This is a genomic window from Paraburkholderia sediminicola (assembly GCF_046030555.1).
Taxonomy (GTDB): Bacteria; Pseudomonadota; Gammaproteobacteria; order Burkholderiales; family Burkholderiaceae; genus Paraburkholderia; species Paraburkholderia sediminicola_E.
Map to the genome: position 1 here is coordinate 27,161 of NZ_JAQQCH010000033.1, position 14,408 is coordinate 41,568.

Here is a 14,408-nt window from a genome sequence, read left to right on the forward strand (position 1 = left end):
TGTCGCCCCTGTGCGGGGCAGGCGCTTACTTCTCTTTGCCGGCCGCAAAGAGAAGTAAGCAAGAGAAAGCGGCTCACACCGCTAATTCTTAAGCGGGTCCCCCGCGCAGTAGCGGCAGTGGCGCATCTGGAATCCGTGCCCTCGCACATTCGACGTTCGTGACAAGGCTGTCATGCTTCCCGCCTCGCACTACGTGCTCGCCGGAAGGGTCTGTCAGAAAACATAGGTTTCGTTTGTACATGGTGGGAGCCATTGGCTTCGCCTCGGCGAAATGCCGAATGAAGCACGAGTGCAAAAACGCGGTGGTCGGTTCTATGAAGCGCGCGTCGGCGCGCGCCGCGCAGGCAAACAAACCAAAGCAAAGACCAACGCCGTAGGCAAACAGAAAAAACAACCCCAACCTGAACAGGCAAAAACCAAACCCTTCCACGAACGTGGACATCTCCCCCCTCATCTGCAGAAAACCAAAACCTTTGCCACAATGCCCCATCGCGCGAAAGCGCCCGAAACATCAAATGAACAGAAAATGATCCCCTTCTCAGTCCTCGACCTATCGCCAGTCATCGCAGGCGCCACGCCTGCAGACGCGTTCAAGAACACACTCGACCTCGCCCAGCACGCGGAAAACTGGAATTACCGCCGCTTCTGGCTAGCAGAGCACCACAACATGACCGGCATCGCCAGCGCGGCCACGTCGGTGGTGATCGGCTACGTCGCCGGCGGGACGAGGACAATCCGTGTCGGCTCCGGTGGTGTCATGCTGCCGAATCACGCACCGCTCGTCATCGCGGAACAGTTCGGCACCCTTGCCTCGCTCTATCCGGATCGCATCGACCTGGGCCTCGGCCGCGCACCCGGCACCGATCAAAGCACCGCCCGCGCGCTGCGCCGCGATCTGCAAAATAGCGCGGACTCGTTCCCGGATGACGTCGTCGAGTTGCAACGCTATTTCGCTGACGCAGTGCCGGGCCAGCGCATTCGCGCCGTCCCAGGCGCTGGCCTGCATGTGCCGCTCTGGTTGCTCGGCTCGTCGCTGTTCAGCGCGCAACTAGCCGCGGCGCTTGGGCTGCCGTTCGCATTCGCGTCGCACTTCGCGCCCGATCATATGCTCACCGCACTGCGCGTCTATCGCGAGCAATTCCGTCCGTCAGCGACGCTCGACAAGCCGTACGCGATGGTCGGCGTCAATCTGTTCGCAGCGGATAGCAATGAGGACGCGCAGCGTCTCTTCACCTCGCTGCAGCAGCAGTTCATCAACTTGCGGCGCGGCACGCCTGGTCAGTTGCAACCGCCAGTCGAGCGGCTCGAAGCATCGGAAATGGAGTTGAACGGCGTCGCACATTCACTCGCCTGTACCGTGCTCGGTGATCGCGATGTGGTACGCGAAGGGCTGCGGTCGATCATCGATCAGACCGGCGCGGATGAATTGATGCTGACCGCGCAGATCTACGATCACAAAGCGCGGCTGCGTTCGTTCGAGATCGGTGCGCAAGTGCGCGAAGAATTGGGCGCCGGTAAGTAACAACGACGCCGGCGAGTCACAAAAAAGGGCGGCCTGTATCAGTCAAGGCCACCCTTCTTTTTTCCTCGATCAGTTGGCTACGCTGAGTACACGAGCCTCAGGTTGCTCGGTCGCAAGCCTCCCCGCGCCTGATCAGGTCATGCGAGTTCAAAAAAAGAAATCCCAAGCTTGAACCTCCAGATCGAGCCCACGCTCTGGTTCTAACTTCAGCCGCAGCACTTCAACTCAAACTCTCACTCCAGTTCTGACTTCGGCTGAAGCGCTCAACTCAAGCTCACGCCCTGATTCTGACTTCGGCCGAAGCACTTCAACTCAAGCTCACGCCTTGGCTCTAACTTCGCCCGAGTCCAAAACCCACGCTAAACTTCACCGATTCGCCGGCACCGCCGCCAACCCCTCGAGCAGCGCCTTATGAAACGCCTGCGGATCCTGCATCTGCGGCGCGTGCCCCAAATTGGCGAATTCGACAAGCGTCGCGTGTGGAATCGCCTTCGCCGCTGCCTTGCCCAGTTCGGGATAGTGGCCAATCTTCGCGCGCACCTCAGGTGGTGCGGCATCCTTGCCAATCGCGGTGGTGTCCTTCTGGCCGATCAGCAAAAGCGTCGGCATGCTCAGGTGGCCCAGCTCGTACACCACCGGCTGCGTGTAAATCATGTCGTACAGCAGCGCGGAATTCCACGCCACGACCTGTTTGCCGGGGCCGCGGTACATCCCCGCCAGCATCTGCACCCACGGTTCATAGTCCGCGCGCCACTGGCCGGCGTAGTAGGTTGCCTGCTCGTAGCGGCGAATGCCGTCCGCGGTCGTCTTCAGCTCGCGTTCGTACCATTGGTCGACGGATAACGAAGGCACACCCTTCGCCTTCCAGTCCTCAAGGCCGATTGGATTGACCAGCACCAGTTGCTGGGTCGCATGCGGATACATCAGCGCATAGCGGATCGCGAGCATGCCGCCGGTCGAATGGCCGATCACGGTCGCGTCAGTCACGCCGAGCGATTCGAGCAGCGCATGCGTGTTGCGCGCCAGTTGCTGAAAACTGTATTGATAGTGCTCAGGCTTGCTCGATTTGCAAAAACCAATCTGGTCCGGCGCAATCACCCGATAACCCGCGTCGCTCAACTGATGGATGGTCGCGTCCCACGTCGCCGCGCAAAAATTCTTGCCGTGCAGCAATACGGCCGTGCGGCCGTTCGCGTGCTCAGGCTTGATATCCATGTACGCCATGTGCAACGCCACGCCTTGTGAAGTGAAGTCGTATTGTTCGACCGGCGCCGGATAGTTGAAGCCCTGCAACTCGGGGCCGTACGCCGGACCGCTATTGTCGACGGCTCCTGCCGGCGCGGCGCCGGCAGCCGCGGGGCCGGGCTGGCTGCCTGGACTACCCGGACTAGCCGAAGTACCCGAACTACCCGGACTATTCGCCAAAGCAGTGCTGGCCGGCGTGGCGGCGAAAACACCTGGCGCTGCGGCTAGCACGCAGGCGCTCAACATGGCGAACAAAGACTCGCGGCGAAAATTCATCGATAGTGTTCTTGCAAAGAGAAATCAGCGGGAAGCCTGCAGGCCACGCGCGTCGGTAAGCCAACGCCCGAGCCCCTTTAACAGCGGACGATTCTACGACGCGCCGCCGGACCCTGCTGCCGCGTGCGCAAACGCATGACGGCGCTGGCTGATGTGGCACGTATATTGCGAAGGCTCACCTTGCGCCCTATGTGTCGTGGCGCACGGAGGCTCCCCGGCCAACGGTTGATCGTTTGCAAGGCGGTGGCGCGAGCGGCATCCGCACATTTCACTATTCGCCCGCAGCAAATCGGTGCTAGAACTAGCAGACGGCCCGCGAAGACGGCGCCGCCTGGCAGCACGAATCAACAGCGCAGACAGCACAAGACCACCGGGGGCATACTAATCAGCAACTATCTTGCATGGGACTGGAGTAAGCGTAAGCGCTAACGCCGATCGACAAAGGAGACAGACATGGAAACGCCGGCACGGCTGAACGATCTGCAACGCACCACCCTCGCCATCGTCCTCGCGGGCGGACGGGGCACGCGGCTCGGGCCGCTCACCAACAAGCGCGTCAAACCGGCGGTGCACTTCGGCGGCAAATACCGGATCATCGACTTCGCGCTCTCCAACTGTCTGAACTCCGGCATCCGCCGCATCGCGGTGGTCACGCAATACAAGGCGCACTCGCTATTGCGCCACCTGCAGCGCGGCTGGGGCTTCCTGCGCGGCGAATTCGGCGAATTCATCGACCTCTGGCCGGCGCAGCAACGTGTGGAAGGCGCCCACTGGTACCGCGGCACCGCGGACGCCGTGTTCCAGAATCTCGACATCATCCGCTCGATCCGGCCGAAATACGTGGTGGTGCTGGCCGGCGACCACATCTACAAGATGGACTACACGCGCATGATCGCGGATCACGCGGAAAGCGGCGCGGATTGCACGGTCGGCTGCATCGAAGTGCCGCGCATGGAAGCGGTGGCCTTCGGCGTGATGCATGTGGATGAAAACCGCCGCGTGACCGGCTTCGTCGAGAAACCCGCCGATCCGCCCGCCATGCCGGGCCGTCCGGATTCGGCGCTCGCCAGCATGGGCATCTACGTATTCAGCGCCGATTACCTGTATTCGCTGCTTGAAGAGAACATCTCGAGCGTCGATACCGACCACGACTTCGGCAAGGACATTCTGCCGCGCGTCGTCACGCAAGGCACGGCGATCGCGCATCCGTTCAGCATGTCGTGCGTGTCGTCAGATCCGACCGTCGAGCCGTACTGGCGCGACGTCGGCACGATCGACGCCTACTGGGCAGCCAACCTCGACCTCGCCTCCACCATCCCGACGCTCGACCTGTACGACCGCAACTGGCCGATCTGGACGTATCAGGAACAGTTGCCGCCGGCCAAGTTCGTCCGCGACCTGAAAGGTCTGCAAGGCACGGGCAACAACCTGATCGTGTGCGGTGGCTGTGTGATTTCCGGCTCGCAGATTTCGCGCTCGGTGTTGTCGTCGAACGTGAAAGTGAGTTCGTTCTGTAACATCAATGAGGCAGTCTTGTTGCCGCAGGTCACCGTCGGCGCGAGCTGCCGGCTGCAGAAAGTAGTAATAGACCGCGGCTGCACCATTCCCGACGGCACGGTGATCGGCGAAGATCCGGTGGCCGACGCCGAACGCTTCTATCGCACCGAAGACGGCGTGGTACTGGTCACGCCCGATGCGTTGCGGCAGAAGGAGAGCCTATGACGATTCGCGCCCTGCACGTCGCCAGCGAGCTGTATCCCCTCCTCAAAACAGGCGGTCTCGCCGACGTCGCGGGCGCGTTGCCGCCCGCGCTGATCGAGCGCGGCGCCGACGTGCGGGTGCTGCTGCCCGGCTTTCCGGCGGTGGTCGCCGGCTTGACCGACTTGCGGCCGGTGGCGCAACTGGGCCGCCGTTTCGACTCGCCCGGCGTCACGCTCGAACAGGGCACGCTGACGTCGAATGGCCTGATCGTCTACGTGATCCGCGCCGGCTCCCTGTACGATAGGCCCGGCAACCCCTACCTGAACGACGAACACGTACCGTACGGCGACAATGCGCAGCGCTTCGCCCTACTCGGCTGGGTGGCCGCTCAACTGGCGCAGCACCTCGATCCGGCGTGGGCGCCGCAGATCGTTCACGCACACGACTGGCATGCCGGGCTCGCGCCCTCCTATCTGAAGGCCGCTGAACGGCAGCACGGGCGCTCGTTCGCGCGCAGCGTCTTCACGGTGCACAACCTCGCGTATCAGGGCGTTTTTCCAGCGCACCAGTTCGGCCAGCTGGCGCTGCCGGACGACTTCTTCAGCATGCACGGCGTCGAATTCTATGGGCAGTTGTCGTTCCTCAAGGCGGGGCTCTACTACAGCGACCGCATCACCACCGTCAGCCCGACCTACGCACGCGAGATCCAGACACTCGCGCAGGGCGGCGGGCTCGACGCGTTGCTGCGCCATCGCTCGCACGATCTGAGCGGCATCCTGAATGGCGTCGATTACTCCGTGTGGAATCCCGCCACCGACACGCTGCTCGACGATCACTACACGGCCACCCGTCTGGCCGGCAAACTGGCATGCAAGGAAGCGCTGCAGAAGCGTTTCGGCCTCGCGCAGAAAAGCGATGCGCTGCTGTTCGGCGTGGTGAGCCGGTTGACTGAGCAGAAAGGCCTCGATCTGCTGCTCGAGACGGTCCCTGAAATTGTTAAACGCGGCGGCCAGCTGGTGGTGTTCGGCACCGGCGACCCGGCGCTCGAAAACGGTTTGAAACGCGTGGCGCACACACACCCGGAATCGGTGGCGGTCGAACTGGGTTTCGACGAAACACTGGCGCATACCATCGTCGCCGGCAGCGACGTGATCGCCGTCCCCTCGCGCTTCGAGCCATGCGGGCTGACGCAACTGTATGCGCTGGCTTATGGGTCGCTGCCGCTCGTGCATTGTGTCGGCGGCCTCGCGGACACGGTGGTCGACGCGTCGCTCGAAAATCTCGCCGACGACCTCGCGACCGGCTTCGTGTTCGAACGGTTCGAGCCGAAGGGTCTTGCAGCAGCGATCCGCCGCGCTTTTGCGCTCTATGACCGCCGCACCGAGTGGAAGGCCACGCAACGTCGCGCGATGCATCAGGACTTCGGCTGGGGCGCCTCGGCCGAGCAATATCTGGCGCTGTATCGCGAACTCACCTGATCCTCCCCGTTCGTTTGATGGTTCGACGCAACAACACGGGGACGGATCGACTCGCGCATGACAAACTCATGTATTGTTTCCTGAATATGCAGATTACGCATTTTTCTTGCACCATCTGAAACAGTAACGCCGCTTCAGGCGCCCGGCCCAAGCCGGTTCGTCACCGCGGCCATCCTTCCGTTTTCATTGATCGCGCCGGTCTGCTTGCGCGGGCCACACCATGACGAAAAACGTTCTGAGCATCCAGTCACATGTCGTCTTCGGGCACGCCGGCAACAGCGCGGCCGTGTTTCCGATGCGCCGGCTCGGCGTCAATGTCTGGCCGCTCAATACCGTCCAGTTCTCGAACCACACGCAGTACGGCCATTGGACCGGCGGTGCGATCGAGGCATCGCAGATGGAAGAACTCGTCGAAGGAATCGGCGCCATTGGCATGTTGCCACGCTGCGACGCCGTGCTGTCCGGCTATCTGGGCACACCCGAGCAAGCGCAGTCGGTGGTGGAGATCGTCAAGACCGTGAAGGCCGCCAATCCGCGCGCATGGTACTTCTGCGATCCGGTAATGGGCGCCGCAAGCGGCTGCAAGGTCGAACCTGGCATCCAGGAATTTCTCGTGCGCACCATGCCGGCGGTGGCCGACGCGATGGCGCCGAACCATACCGAGTTGCAACGCCTCGTGGGCCGCGAGATCGAGACGCTCGAAGAAGCCGTGACCGCATGCCGCGAGGTCATCGCGCGCGGCCCGAAACTCATGCTGGTCAAACATCTGCTCGATCGCAACAGTCCCGCCGACCGTTTCAACATGCTGGTCGTCACCGAGCGTGAGGCCTGGATGGGGCAGCGTCCGCTCTACCCGTTCGCGCGGCAGCCGGTGGGCGTCGGCGATCTGACGAGCGCCGTATTTGTCGCGCGCACGCTGCTGGGCGATTCGATCCGCGCGGCCTTCGAGCACACGCTGGCCGCCGTGAACGCGGTGGTAAAAGCGACATGGCAGGCCGGACGCTATGAGCTGGAACTGGTGGCCGCGCAGAACGAAATCGCGCAGCCGCGTGAATGGTTCGACGCCTGGGTGGCCGAGACGGCGTAGGTCGGCAGAGAGAACTTCGGTTGCACGGCGCGATCTCGTCAAAGCCTGCCTGAAGACGCGCCGCCTGGGTACGCCGGCGGCACAGCACGATCTGCCCGCCGGGCACGTGACCCGCGCTTGTCAGCCGGGCGTCCTATAATGCGTGCCGCGTGGGTGAGGCAATCAGCCGCCCATACCGCATTTTTTCAGGCATCCGGCATTCAGCAGACGAGGCATCGATGGACGGTTATATCCGCAGCGAGCGGGAAGAATTTTTTGAGCAGTTGTGCATGAGCGTCGACGCGGACGAAGCGCACGAGCAGGAAGCGATCGAGTTCTTCGAGAACCAGTTCGACCAGGCCGACTTCGATCCCGCACAGTGGCTCGACATCGCGCTTTACTATTCGCCGGCGGTGGCGCGCGGCATCGTCGAGATGGTGACGCCCGACGACAAGGCGCGCAGCAATATCGCCGAAGTGATCGCCGACAACCTCGACATTTCGTACGGCGAGGACGAGTGCCAGAAGTTCGCCGAGACTATCGAATTCGCGTTGAACAACGGCGTGCCGGTGGACCTCGATCTGGTGCTCGACGGCTGCCAGCGCGCGATCGACGATCTCGACACCTGGGCCGACGAAGAAACCAAAGCGCCGATCCTGCGTCTGCGTGAAGAATTGCTGCGCCAGCAGGGCGAGCAGTGACGTTGTTTTGATTTTCCCATCGCTTCTTCAACGGATACCGGCTCCCCTGTTTCTTAAGCATGTGCCGAAACCCGCACCCGCGTGCCGCCGCTGACAGGCTGACAGCCAAGGCGCTGCGCGGGCTATGCCGAAATGCTCATTCAAAGCGCCGCGAACTGCCAAGACGGTTGCAAATTGGCTTTCTATATTCGCGCCAGATTGACCGGCATGTGGACGCCGCTGGGCACGCCCCAATCCCCCAAGGGACTTCCTTCGGGGCGGGGACTTCCTACCGGGCGTTTTCCAGCATTGTTCACAGAGACCGATCGTCCGTACCCTTGATGACGCGCGCCATGCGAAGTCCAACCCCTGTTTGCGCGTCGATCCAGCGTTACCGCCTTGCCGCTTTCACACCTGAAATTGTCGATGGAGAGGAGAGAGACCATGAGTCTTCGCAACACGCTGAAACCGCTTGCACTGGTCGTTGGCGCTGTATTCGCGATCGCGCCGCTAGCCAGTTTCGCGGACGACCTGCCGGTGAAGATCGGCTTCGCCGCCCCGCTCACGGGCGCCAACGCCGGCTACGGGAAGGATCTGGAGAACGGCGTCCAGCTTGCGATCGAGGAAGCCAACGCGCAGAAGATCAAGATCGGCGACAAGGTCGCACAATTCCAGCTCGTCGCCGAGGACGATCAGGCCGACCCCCGCATCGGCGTGCAGGCCGCGCAGAAGCTGGTCGACGCGGGCGTGTCGGTGGTCGTGGGCCACTTCAATTCGGGCACGACGATTCCTGCCTCGCAGGTGTATGAGCAGGCCGGCATTCCGGTGATCGACCCGGCGGCCACCAATCCGATCATTACCGGGCGAGGCTTTGCGAACACCTTCATGGTGATCTCCACCGATGCGCAGAACGCCGGCAACGCGGGCGTCTACGCCGTCGAGGTGACGAAGGCCAAACGGATTGCGATCATCGACGACCGCACCGCGTTCGGCCAGGGCGAGGCCGACGAGTTCGAGAAGGCGGTGAAGGCGCATGGCGGCAGCATCGTAACCCGCGAATACACCGACAATCACGCGGTGGACTTCAGCACGCAGATCACCAAGATCAAGGGGACCAATGCGGATCTGATTTTCTTCGGTGGCCTGGATACGCAGGCGGCGGGCTTCGCTAAGCGGATGAAGCAATTGGGGCTGAACGCGCAACTGGTGGGCGGCGGCGGCGTGATGGACCAGGACTTCATCAAGCTAGCCGGCGACGCGGCCGAAGGCGTGATGGCCTGGGAATACGGCAGACCGTTGGCCCAGCTGCCGGGCGGCAAGGACTTTTCCGCGAAATTCAAGAAGCGGTTCGGCGTGGATATCCTCTCGTACGCACCATTTGGGTATGACGGGGCATGGGCCGCGATCAAGGCGATGCAGCAGGCGAAATCCAGTTCCCCAGCGGTCTACCGGCCGGTGCTCAAGGCGATCGACTACGACGGCGTGACCGGGAAAATTTCTTTCGTCAGCACTGGGGCGTTGAAGAGCGGTGCTTCCACGCTGTATCAGGTCAAGAACGGGGCCTGGGTTCCGATCGTGACCAAGAGCGGGAGTTAAGCGTCTCTCTTTGCCCATAACGGCATGGTTGTTCGTGCGGCCGCGGCGGTGCTTTTCTACCGCTGCGGCCGCTGTCACATGGGTCTATTTGACGACCTTCACCACCGCCTCGGAATCGAGATCCCGCTCGATCCGGACAAGATCATCCTTCACCCCGGCAAATTCATCGGCAGAGCACATCTGGTGCCCAAACGCGGCTCGGAGTTGTCGCCTGACCTGCAAGACCCGCGCAACAGGATCGAACACATAGCGAGAAGAAAACTCGAAGAAACGGTCCTTCACGGTGGCATCCGGTGGCACATCCGTCACGCGCACGAAGCCCGGCAGCGTCATTTCCAGCGTCTCATCGAACGCGCCTCCAATACATGCCCACGGCTGTGTTCTTGAAGGCTCCGCCAGCCATACCTGCACCTGCCCGGCCATGCCGCCGGACAAGCTCGTCAGCGCCGGCACAGCGGTCGTTCCGTCGGTCCAGACAAAATGCGTCACTTGTCCCTGCATCGATGTGGAGAAAGGTCCGTCCGTGGCGGTGACGTCACCGGTGCGCAATTGCGCCGTGCCATGCAGGCCGGTCAACAACAGCCGGTTCGCGGCAATCTGTTGCGTGTGCTGCCGCGTTGCCCGTCGAAACGTATTGCGTTCGAGCTCCGCGGTATAGCCGGCATCTTCCACGCGATAAGCGTAGTTCGCCGCCCCGCTCTCGTCGACCGCGATTTGCAGGCGCGCCGTGCGCTCGCGCAACTGGGTAGCCGGCGTGCGAGCCAGCACGCCTTCGTCGACCAGCAACACCGGACGGTCCATCACGCTCGGCGGCAGATAACCAAAACCGATGCCGCCCGCAGTGGTGTCGGCAAATAACGATAACTCAGGAATCCAGACGATTGCATGATTGATCGCGCTTGCGCCGTAGCCGGGCACGTCCGGCAATCTGTAGTACGGCCCGAGATTGAGCAGCACGGCCTCGCTGCGGATACCGACCGCGGCCAGGAGCGCGCTGTACAACGCGACGTGGTCCTTGCAGTCGCCATAGCGGTTGCGCAGGATATCGACTGCCTTATGCGGAACAGCCGCCGTCTCGCCGAGAAACAGCGCCACGTAGCGAATATTCAGACGCATCCAGTCGTACAGTATCTGCGCTTTCGTGCGCGGATCGCTGGCCTCTCCGGTCAGGCGCTGCGCAAGTTGGACGATCGCCGGGGCGCTCATCGTCGCGTCGTTAGCAGCCGCGCGATAACGCGCGGCGAAACTCGCGAAGTCCGCTACCGTCGACACCATCAGACGGTCGCCCCAGTTCGCGTAGCCCACCGCGCCCGCTTCGAGCGGCGCATACGGACCGTGCCGGTAGTCGAACGCGTAGCGGGTGCGTCCGTTTGCCGTGACAGGCGGTAGCGCGACGTAGCCTCGCGCATCGGCATAAAGCGGTATATCCGCGGGCAGATCGAAGATCAGGCGCTGCATCTCGACGGGGTCGCGCGTCGGTTCGACCAGATAGGCGAACGTGCCGGCCTGCAAGGGTTTCGTGCGCGTCTTGCGAAACGCCAGATGCACGCGCGCGCCGGGCTCGACGCCCGGAAAGATCACCGTGCGCAACACGCCGTCTTCGAAACTCGGCGCGCCCGCCGAACGGGGTTCCTGCACGTCGCGGATCGCTTCGGGGCCGACCGGATGCGCAACGCCGTTCGGGTCGATCGTTTCCGCGGTCAGCAATTGCACCTGCTCGATGTCCTTGTTGAACCACACGTAACGTTGCGCGATATCGTCGACGCCGCTTGTCGTGTTCGCCCGCAGGACCGTGTCGTCGTGTTCTTCGATGGAGCCGTCTTTCTGGATCACGAAGAGATGGACGTCGCGCTCCGTCGTCGAGGGGGAGAGGTCCTCGTTGGAGGCGTTGGAGACGTTGGGGGTGCCGGGGGTGCCGGGGGTGCTGAAGGCGTCCGCGGTGCCCGGACCGCTCGCGGCCCCGCCAGCGGCATGCGAGGCGGTTGCGCACGCAACCAGCGCCAACGCGGCGGCCACCTTCATGAACGCGGCGCACCGCGTCATGCGCGACGCGCCCTGCCTCGCGCGCGCCACGCACGCGGACTCGACGCAAACTCCACGCGAAACGCATGATTGAAATTTGACAGATCGTTGAAGCCGCAATCGAGCGCGATATCGACGACCTTCGCGCTATCGTCCTGAAGACGCAGCGCCGCCGCGCGCAATCGCGCCCGCAGCACGTATTGATGCGGTGTCACGCCGGTCACGCGCTGGAACGTGCGCAGGAAGTAGAATTCGCTCAGGCCCGCCGCGGCAGCAAGGCTCGTGAGCGTATGCGGCGCGCCAGGCGTGTCGTCGATCAGCCGCGCCGTCTGTGCAACGCGCGACCAGGCGGCGGCGCTCGCGGGCGGTTCCCAGCGCGTCAATGCGCCCGCCGCCTTGAGCGTCGAGACCGCCAGTTCGACCGCGAGTTCGTCCCAGACCGCGTCGCTTGTGTCCGACGCGCCCGCACAGGCCCGCGCGATCAGCGGTGACAACGCTGGCAGCGACGGGATGCGCGCGCGCCTGAAGTGCGGATTCCCACTCGCGATGCCCGCGTCCGCGGCAAGCCGTTCGAAATACGCGGGCGCGTAGCGGAACGCGATGCAGCGATCGCCGGCCCCATGCCGATGGCCGCATTCGAAACAGTCACCCGTATTGCCGAGCAGCAGCGCGCCGGAAGTGAGCAACTCGCGCCCCGTCCCTGCCCGGTAGCCGAACGAACCGGCGACCACCATCGCGATGCACACGCCCGCGTGCCGTTCTTCGAACGGCTGGTCGCGTGGCCCGAAGGTGCAAAGGATGTCCGCGACATCCCAGTTCGCGCCCTGGGCTAATGGGCGCGCGGTGATGCTGCCGCGCGCGCCTTCCCGTGCCCGTTGCGCAAGCGCCTGCTGCAAAGTGACGGCAATTTTCCCCAAGATGCACCTCGGCTGAGTCCGTATCGTGGTTTTAGCACATCGGCGGCCGGCGCGGTTTTGCCTGTTCCGGCGATGGCGCTTTCACAGAACGCCCGAAGGAGCACACACGATGAACATGCTGGACGATACCGTCGAGCGCGGCTTTCACGCCGCATTGACCGCCCCGGCGCGCGCCGCCGACATCGATGCCGCCGACGACGTCTACGGCTGGCTGATCGGCAGTTGGGACATGGACGTGGTGCATTACCGCGTCGACCTCGGCAACGCGCGCCGCCGCGGCGAGATTCACTTCGGCTGGGTCCTCGAGGGCCGCGCCGTGCAGGACGTGTGGATCATGCCGCCATGCGGCGAGCGACACACCGGGCTCGACACCGGCGACACGATGTACGGCACCACCCTGCGAGTGTGGGACCCAATGCTGCGAGCGTGGCGCGTGACATACATCAATCCGCAGACCGGTCAGCGCGATGAATTGATAGGCCGGCGCATTGGCCACGATCTCGTGCAGATCGGCACGCACGCCGGCGGCACGCCGATCCGGTGGAATTTCACCGATATCACGCAGGATTCGTTTCGATGGACCGGGCTCGCGCTGGCGCAGGACGGCGTGACGTGGACGCTCGAGGCGGAATTTCACGCGCGCCGCCGACGTTAGCGTGCCGCCTCGCAATCAGGGGTTTCAAACCTGCGTATAACCTGCGTATGGTCGAAACCCCCTGCTACGCGCTCAATCCCCCTCCCCGATTTGTCCGAGCAATGCCTGCAACCGCTCCACATGCCTGAGCAGCAAATGCCGATGTTTTTCGATCTGCTCCAACCGCCCGGCCAGGTCGGCCTGAATCGGGTCGTCGAGATCGGCGGCGGCGATCACGTCCTCCACCTTCGATCGCATCGATGAAAGATCCACCGGCGCATGACTCAAATGCCGCTCGAAGCGCCGCACGTCCTGCATCGCCAGATCGCGAATTTTCCGGATATGGGCCTGCCGCCGGTGTGTTTCGGCGTCGAGCGTCTCTTCTTCCACACGTTTGGCCGGACCCGGCTGGCCGAAAATCGGCTCAGGCGGCCGCAGCACCGTCTTCTTGCGCACTGGATGCGCCGTGCCGCGAAAGCGCGCAAGCGGCCGTTCGTTGTCGATCGCCTCGCGTGCCTTGACCGGTATGTCCTGCGCCGTATGCGATGCGTTCATCCAGCCATTCGGCAAGCCCGTGACCGCCTCGATACCGCGCACGAACTCCTCGCTGAATTCGCGCTGGCCGGACAACATCAACTTGAGGTAGCTGGCGGAGAAGGTCATCATGCGCGCCAGACGCGTCGCCGCACCCACCTCGCGGGTCAGCAGCACCAGGTTCGCTCGCCAGACCGGGAGCAGCAATTCGTCGGAATCTTCCATCGCTGGGTCTTCCATCTTTTTGCCCGATGTATGGACGACGTGCTCACACACGTCATCGTTCTGAAAGGGTAGTCGCCTGGGCGCACGGCGCGCAATGTCCGCGCGCGCATCCTGCGACTGTCGATGTGTCGAAATCACACGCTACAGCGCGGCAGCCCGGGGATAACACGCCACGAAGCGCTGCGTTTTGAGTTGACCCATGCATTCGGCCAGCGTTCCTCCGCTATGCGCGCGATGTATGGCATCCTTCGGCACCGTTGCGGCACGTTTCGTGCTGCAACGTCAGCACTACCACCATGTTTTAAGGATTCTGTAATGAAAAAAATCATTCTTGCCCTTGCCGCGGCCATCGTCGCCCTTAGCGCGATCGCTCCCGCCCAAGCCGACGAGCATCATCACCGGGAATGCCACAAAGTGCACGTCCACCATCACTGGGAAAACCGCTGCCACTGATTGCCGCATATCGCCCGCGAGGGTGAACATCAAGAGCCCCGCTTTATACGGGGCTTTTT

Annotated in this window: 13 protein-coding genes; 8 read left to right on the forward strand and 5 right to left on the reverse strand. The window is 63.1% G+C overall.

Going from position 1 to position 14,408, the window contains the following annotated elements:
• Positions 1-88: 88 nt before the first annotated feature.
• The gene (locus tag PQQ52_RS31180; protein WP_408220280.1) at positions 89-442 is read right to left on the reverse strand and encodes a hypothetical protein; all 354 of its coding nucleotides are present in this window, start codon (positions 440-442) and stop codon (positions 89-91) included.
• Positions 443-526: 84 nt separating this feature from the next.
• On the opposite strand from PQQ52_RS31180, the gene PQQ52_RS31185 reads away from it, so the two are divergent.
• Positions 527-1,522, forward strand: coding sequence for an LLM class flavin-dependent oxidoreductase (locus PQQ52_RS31185; protein WP_408220283.1), 996 nt, complete (start codon positions 527-529; stop codon positions 1,520-1,522).
• A gap of 366 nt (positions 1,523-1,888) precedes the next feature.
• On the opposite strand, the gene PQQ52_RS31190 is transcribed toward PQQ52_RS31185, so the two are convergent.
• Positions 1,889-3,043 carry an alpha/beta fold hydrolase gene (locus PQQ52_RS31190; protein WP_408220286.1) on the reverse strand — a complete coding sequence of 385 codons (1,155 nt, stop codon included), beginning with the start codon at positions 3,041-3,043 and terminating at the stop codon, positions 1,889-1,891.
• Positions 3,044-3,496: 453 nt separating this feature from the next.
• Here PQQ52_RS31190 and glgC point away from each other — a divergent pair, with 453 nt between their 5' ends.
• The 5 genes from glgC (at position 3,497) to PQQ52_RS31215 (ending at position 9,564) form a co-directional block, all read left to right on the forward strand.
• A complete protein-coding gene (gene glgC / locus PQQ52_RS31195) occupies positions 3,497-4,765 on the forward strand; it encodes a glucose-1-phosphate adenylyltransferase (protein WP_408220289.1) in 1,269 nt (422 codons plus the stop codon).
• Entirely contained in the window at positions 4,762-6,222 is a 1,461-nt protein-coding gene (glgA, locus tag PQQ52_RS31200) for a glycogen synthase GlgA (RefSeq protein ID WP_408220291.1), read from the forward strand. Before glgC ends, glgA begins: the two co-directional genes overlap by 4 nt.
• A gap of 220 nt (positions 6,223-6,442) precedes the next feature.
• The gene (pdxY, locus tag PQQ52_RS31205) at positions 6,443-7,309 is read left to right on the forward strand and encodes a pyridoxal kinase PdxY (protein ID WP_408220294.1); all 867 of its coding nucleotides are present in this window, start codon (positions 6,443-6,445) and stop codon (positions 7,307-7,309) included.
• Positions 7,310-7,527: 218 nt separating this feature from the next.
• Positions 7,528-7,989: a hypothetical protein gene (locus tag PQQ52_RS31210; RefSeq protein ID WP_408220297.1), complete on the forward strand. Its 462-nt coding sequence runs from the start codon at positions 7,528-7,530 to the stop codon at positions 7,987-7,989.
• Between the two features lie 423 nt (positions 7,990-8,412).
• The gene (locus PQQ52_RS31215; protein WP_408220300.1) at positions 8,413-9,564 is read left to right on the forward strand and encodes a branched-chain amino acid ABC transporter substrate-binding protein; all 1,152 of its coding nucleotides are present in this window, start codon (positions 8,413-8,415) and stop codon (positions 9,562-9,564) included.
• 84 nt (positions 9,565-9,648) lie between these two features.
• Here the strand turns inward: PQQ52_RS31215 and PQQ52_RS31220 are convergent, their stop codons facing one another.
• Together PQQ52_RS31220 and PQQ52_RS31225 are read right to left on the reverse strand one after the other, a co-directional pair.
• On the reverse strand, positions 9,649-11,586 hold the full coding sequence (locus PQQ52_RS31220; protein WP_408220303.1) for a DUF3857 domain-containing transglutaminase family protein: 1,938 nt from the start codon (positions 11,584-11,586) through the stop codon (positions 9,649-9,651).
• Positions 11,587-11,603: 17 nt separating this feature from the next.
• Entirely contained in the window at positions 11,604-12,503 is a 900-nt protein-coding gene (locus tag PQQ52_RS31225; RefSeq protein ID WP_408220306.1) for a helix-turn-helix transcriptional regulator, read from the reverse strand.
• A gap of 109 nt (positions 12,504-12,612) precedes the next feature.
• Between PQQ52_RS31225 and PQQ52_RS31230 the strand changes: the two genes are divergently transcribed.
• The gene (locus tag PQQ52_RS31230; protein ID WP_408220309.1) at positions 12,613-13,158 is read left to right on the forward strand and encodes a hypothetical protein; all 546 of its coding nucleotides are present in this window, start codon (positions 12,613-12,615) and stop codon (positions 13,156-13,158) included.
• Positions 13,159-13,230: 72 nt separating this feature from the next.
• On the opposite strand, the gene PQQ52_RS31235 is transcribed toward PQQ52_RS31230, so the two are convergent.
• A complete protein-coding gene (locus tag PQQ52_RS31235) occupies positions 13,231-13,896 on the reverse strand; it encodes a hypothetical protein (RefSeq protein WP_408220312.1) in 666 nt (221 codons plus the stop codon).
• A gap of 315 nt (positions 13,897-14,211) precedes the next feature.
• Between PQQ52_RS31235 and PQQ52_RS31240 the strand changes: the two genes are divergently transcribed.
• Positions 14,212-14,349 (forward strand): hypothetical protein, encoded by a 138-nt coding sequence (locus PQQ52_RS31240; RefSeq protein WP_408220314.1) that lies wholly within the window; start codon positions 14,212-14,214, stop codon positions 14,347-14,349.
• The last annotated feature ends 59 nt before the right edge of the window (positions 14,350-14,408 follow it).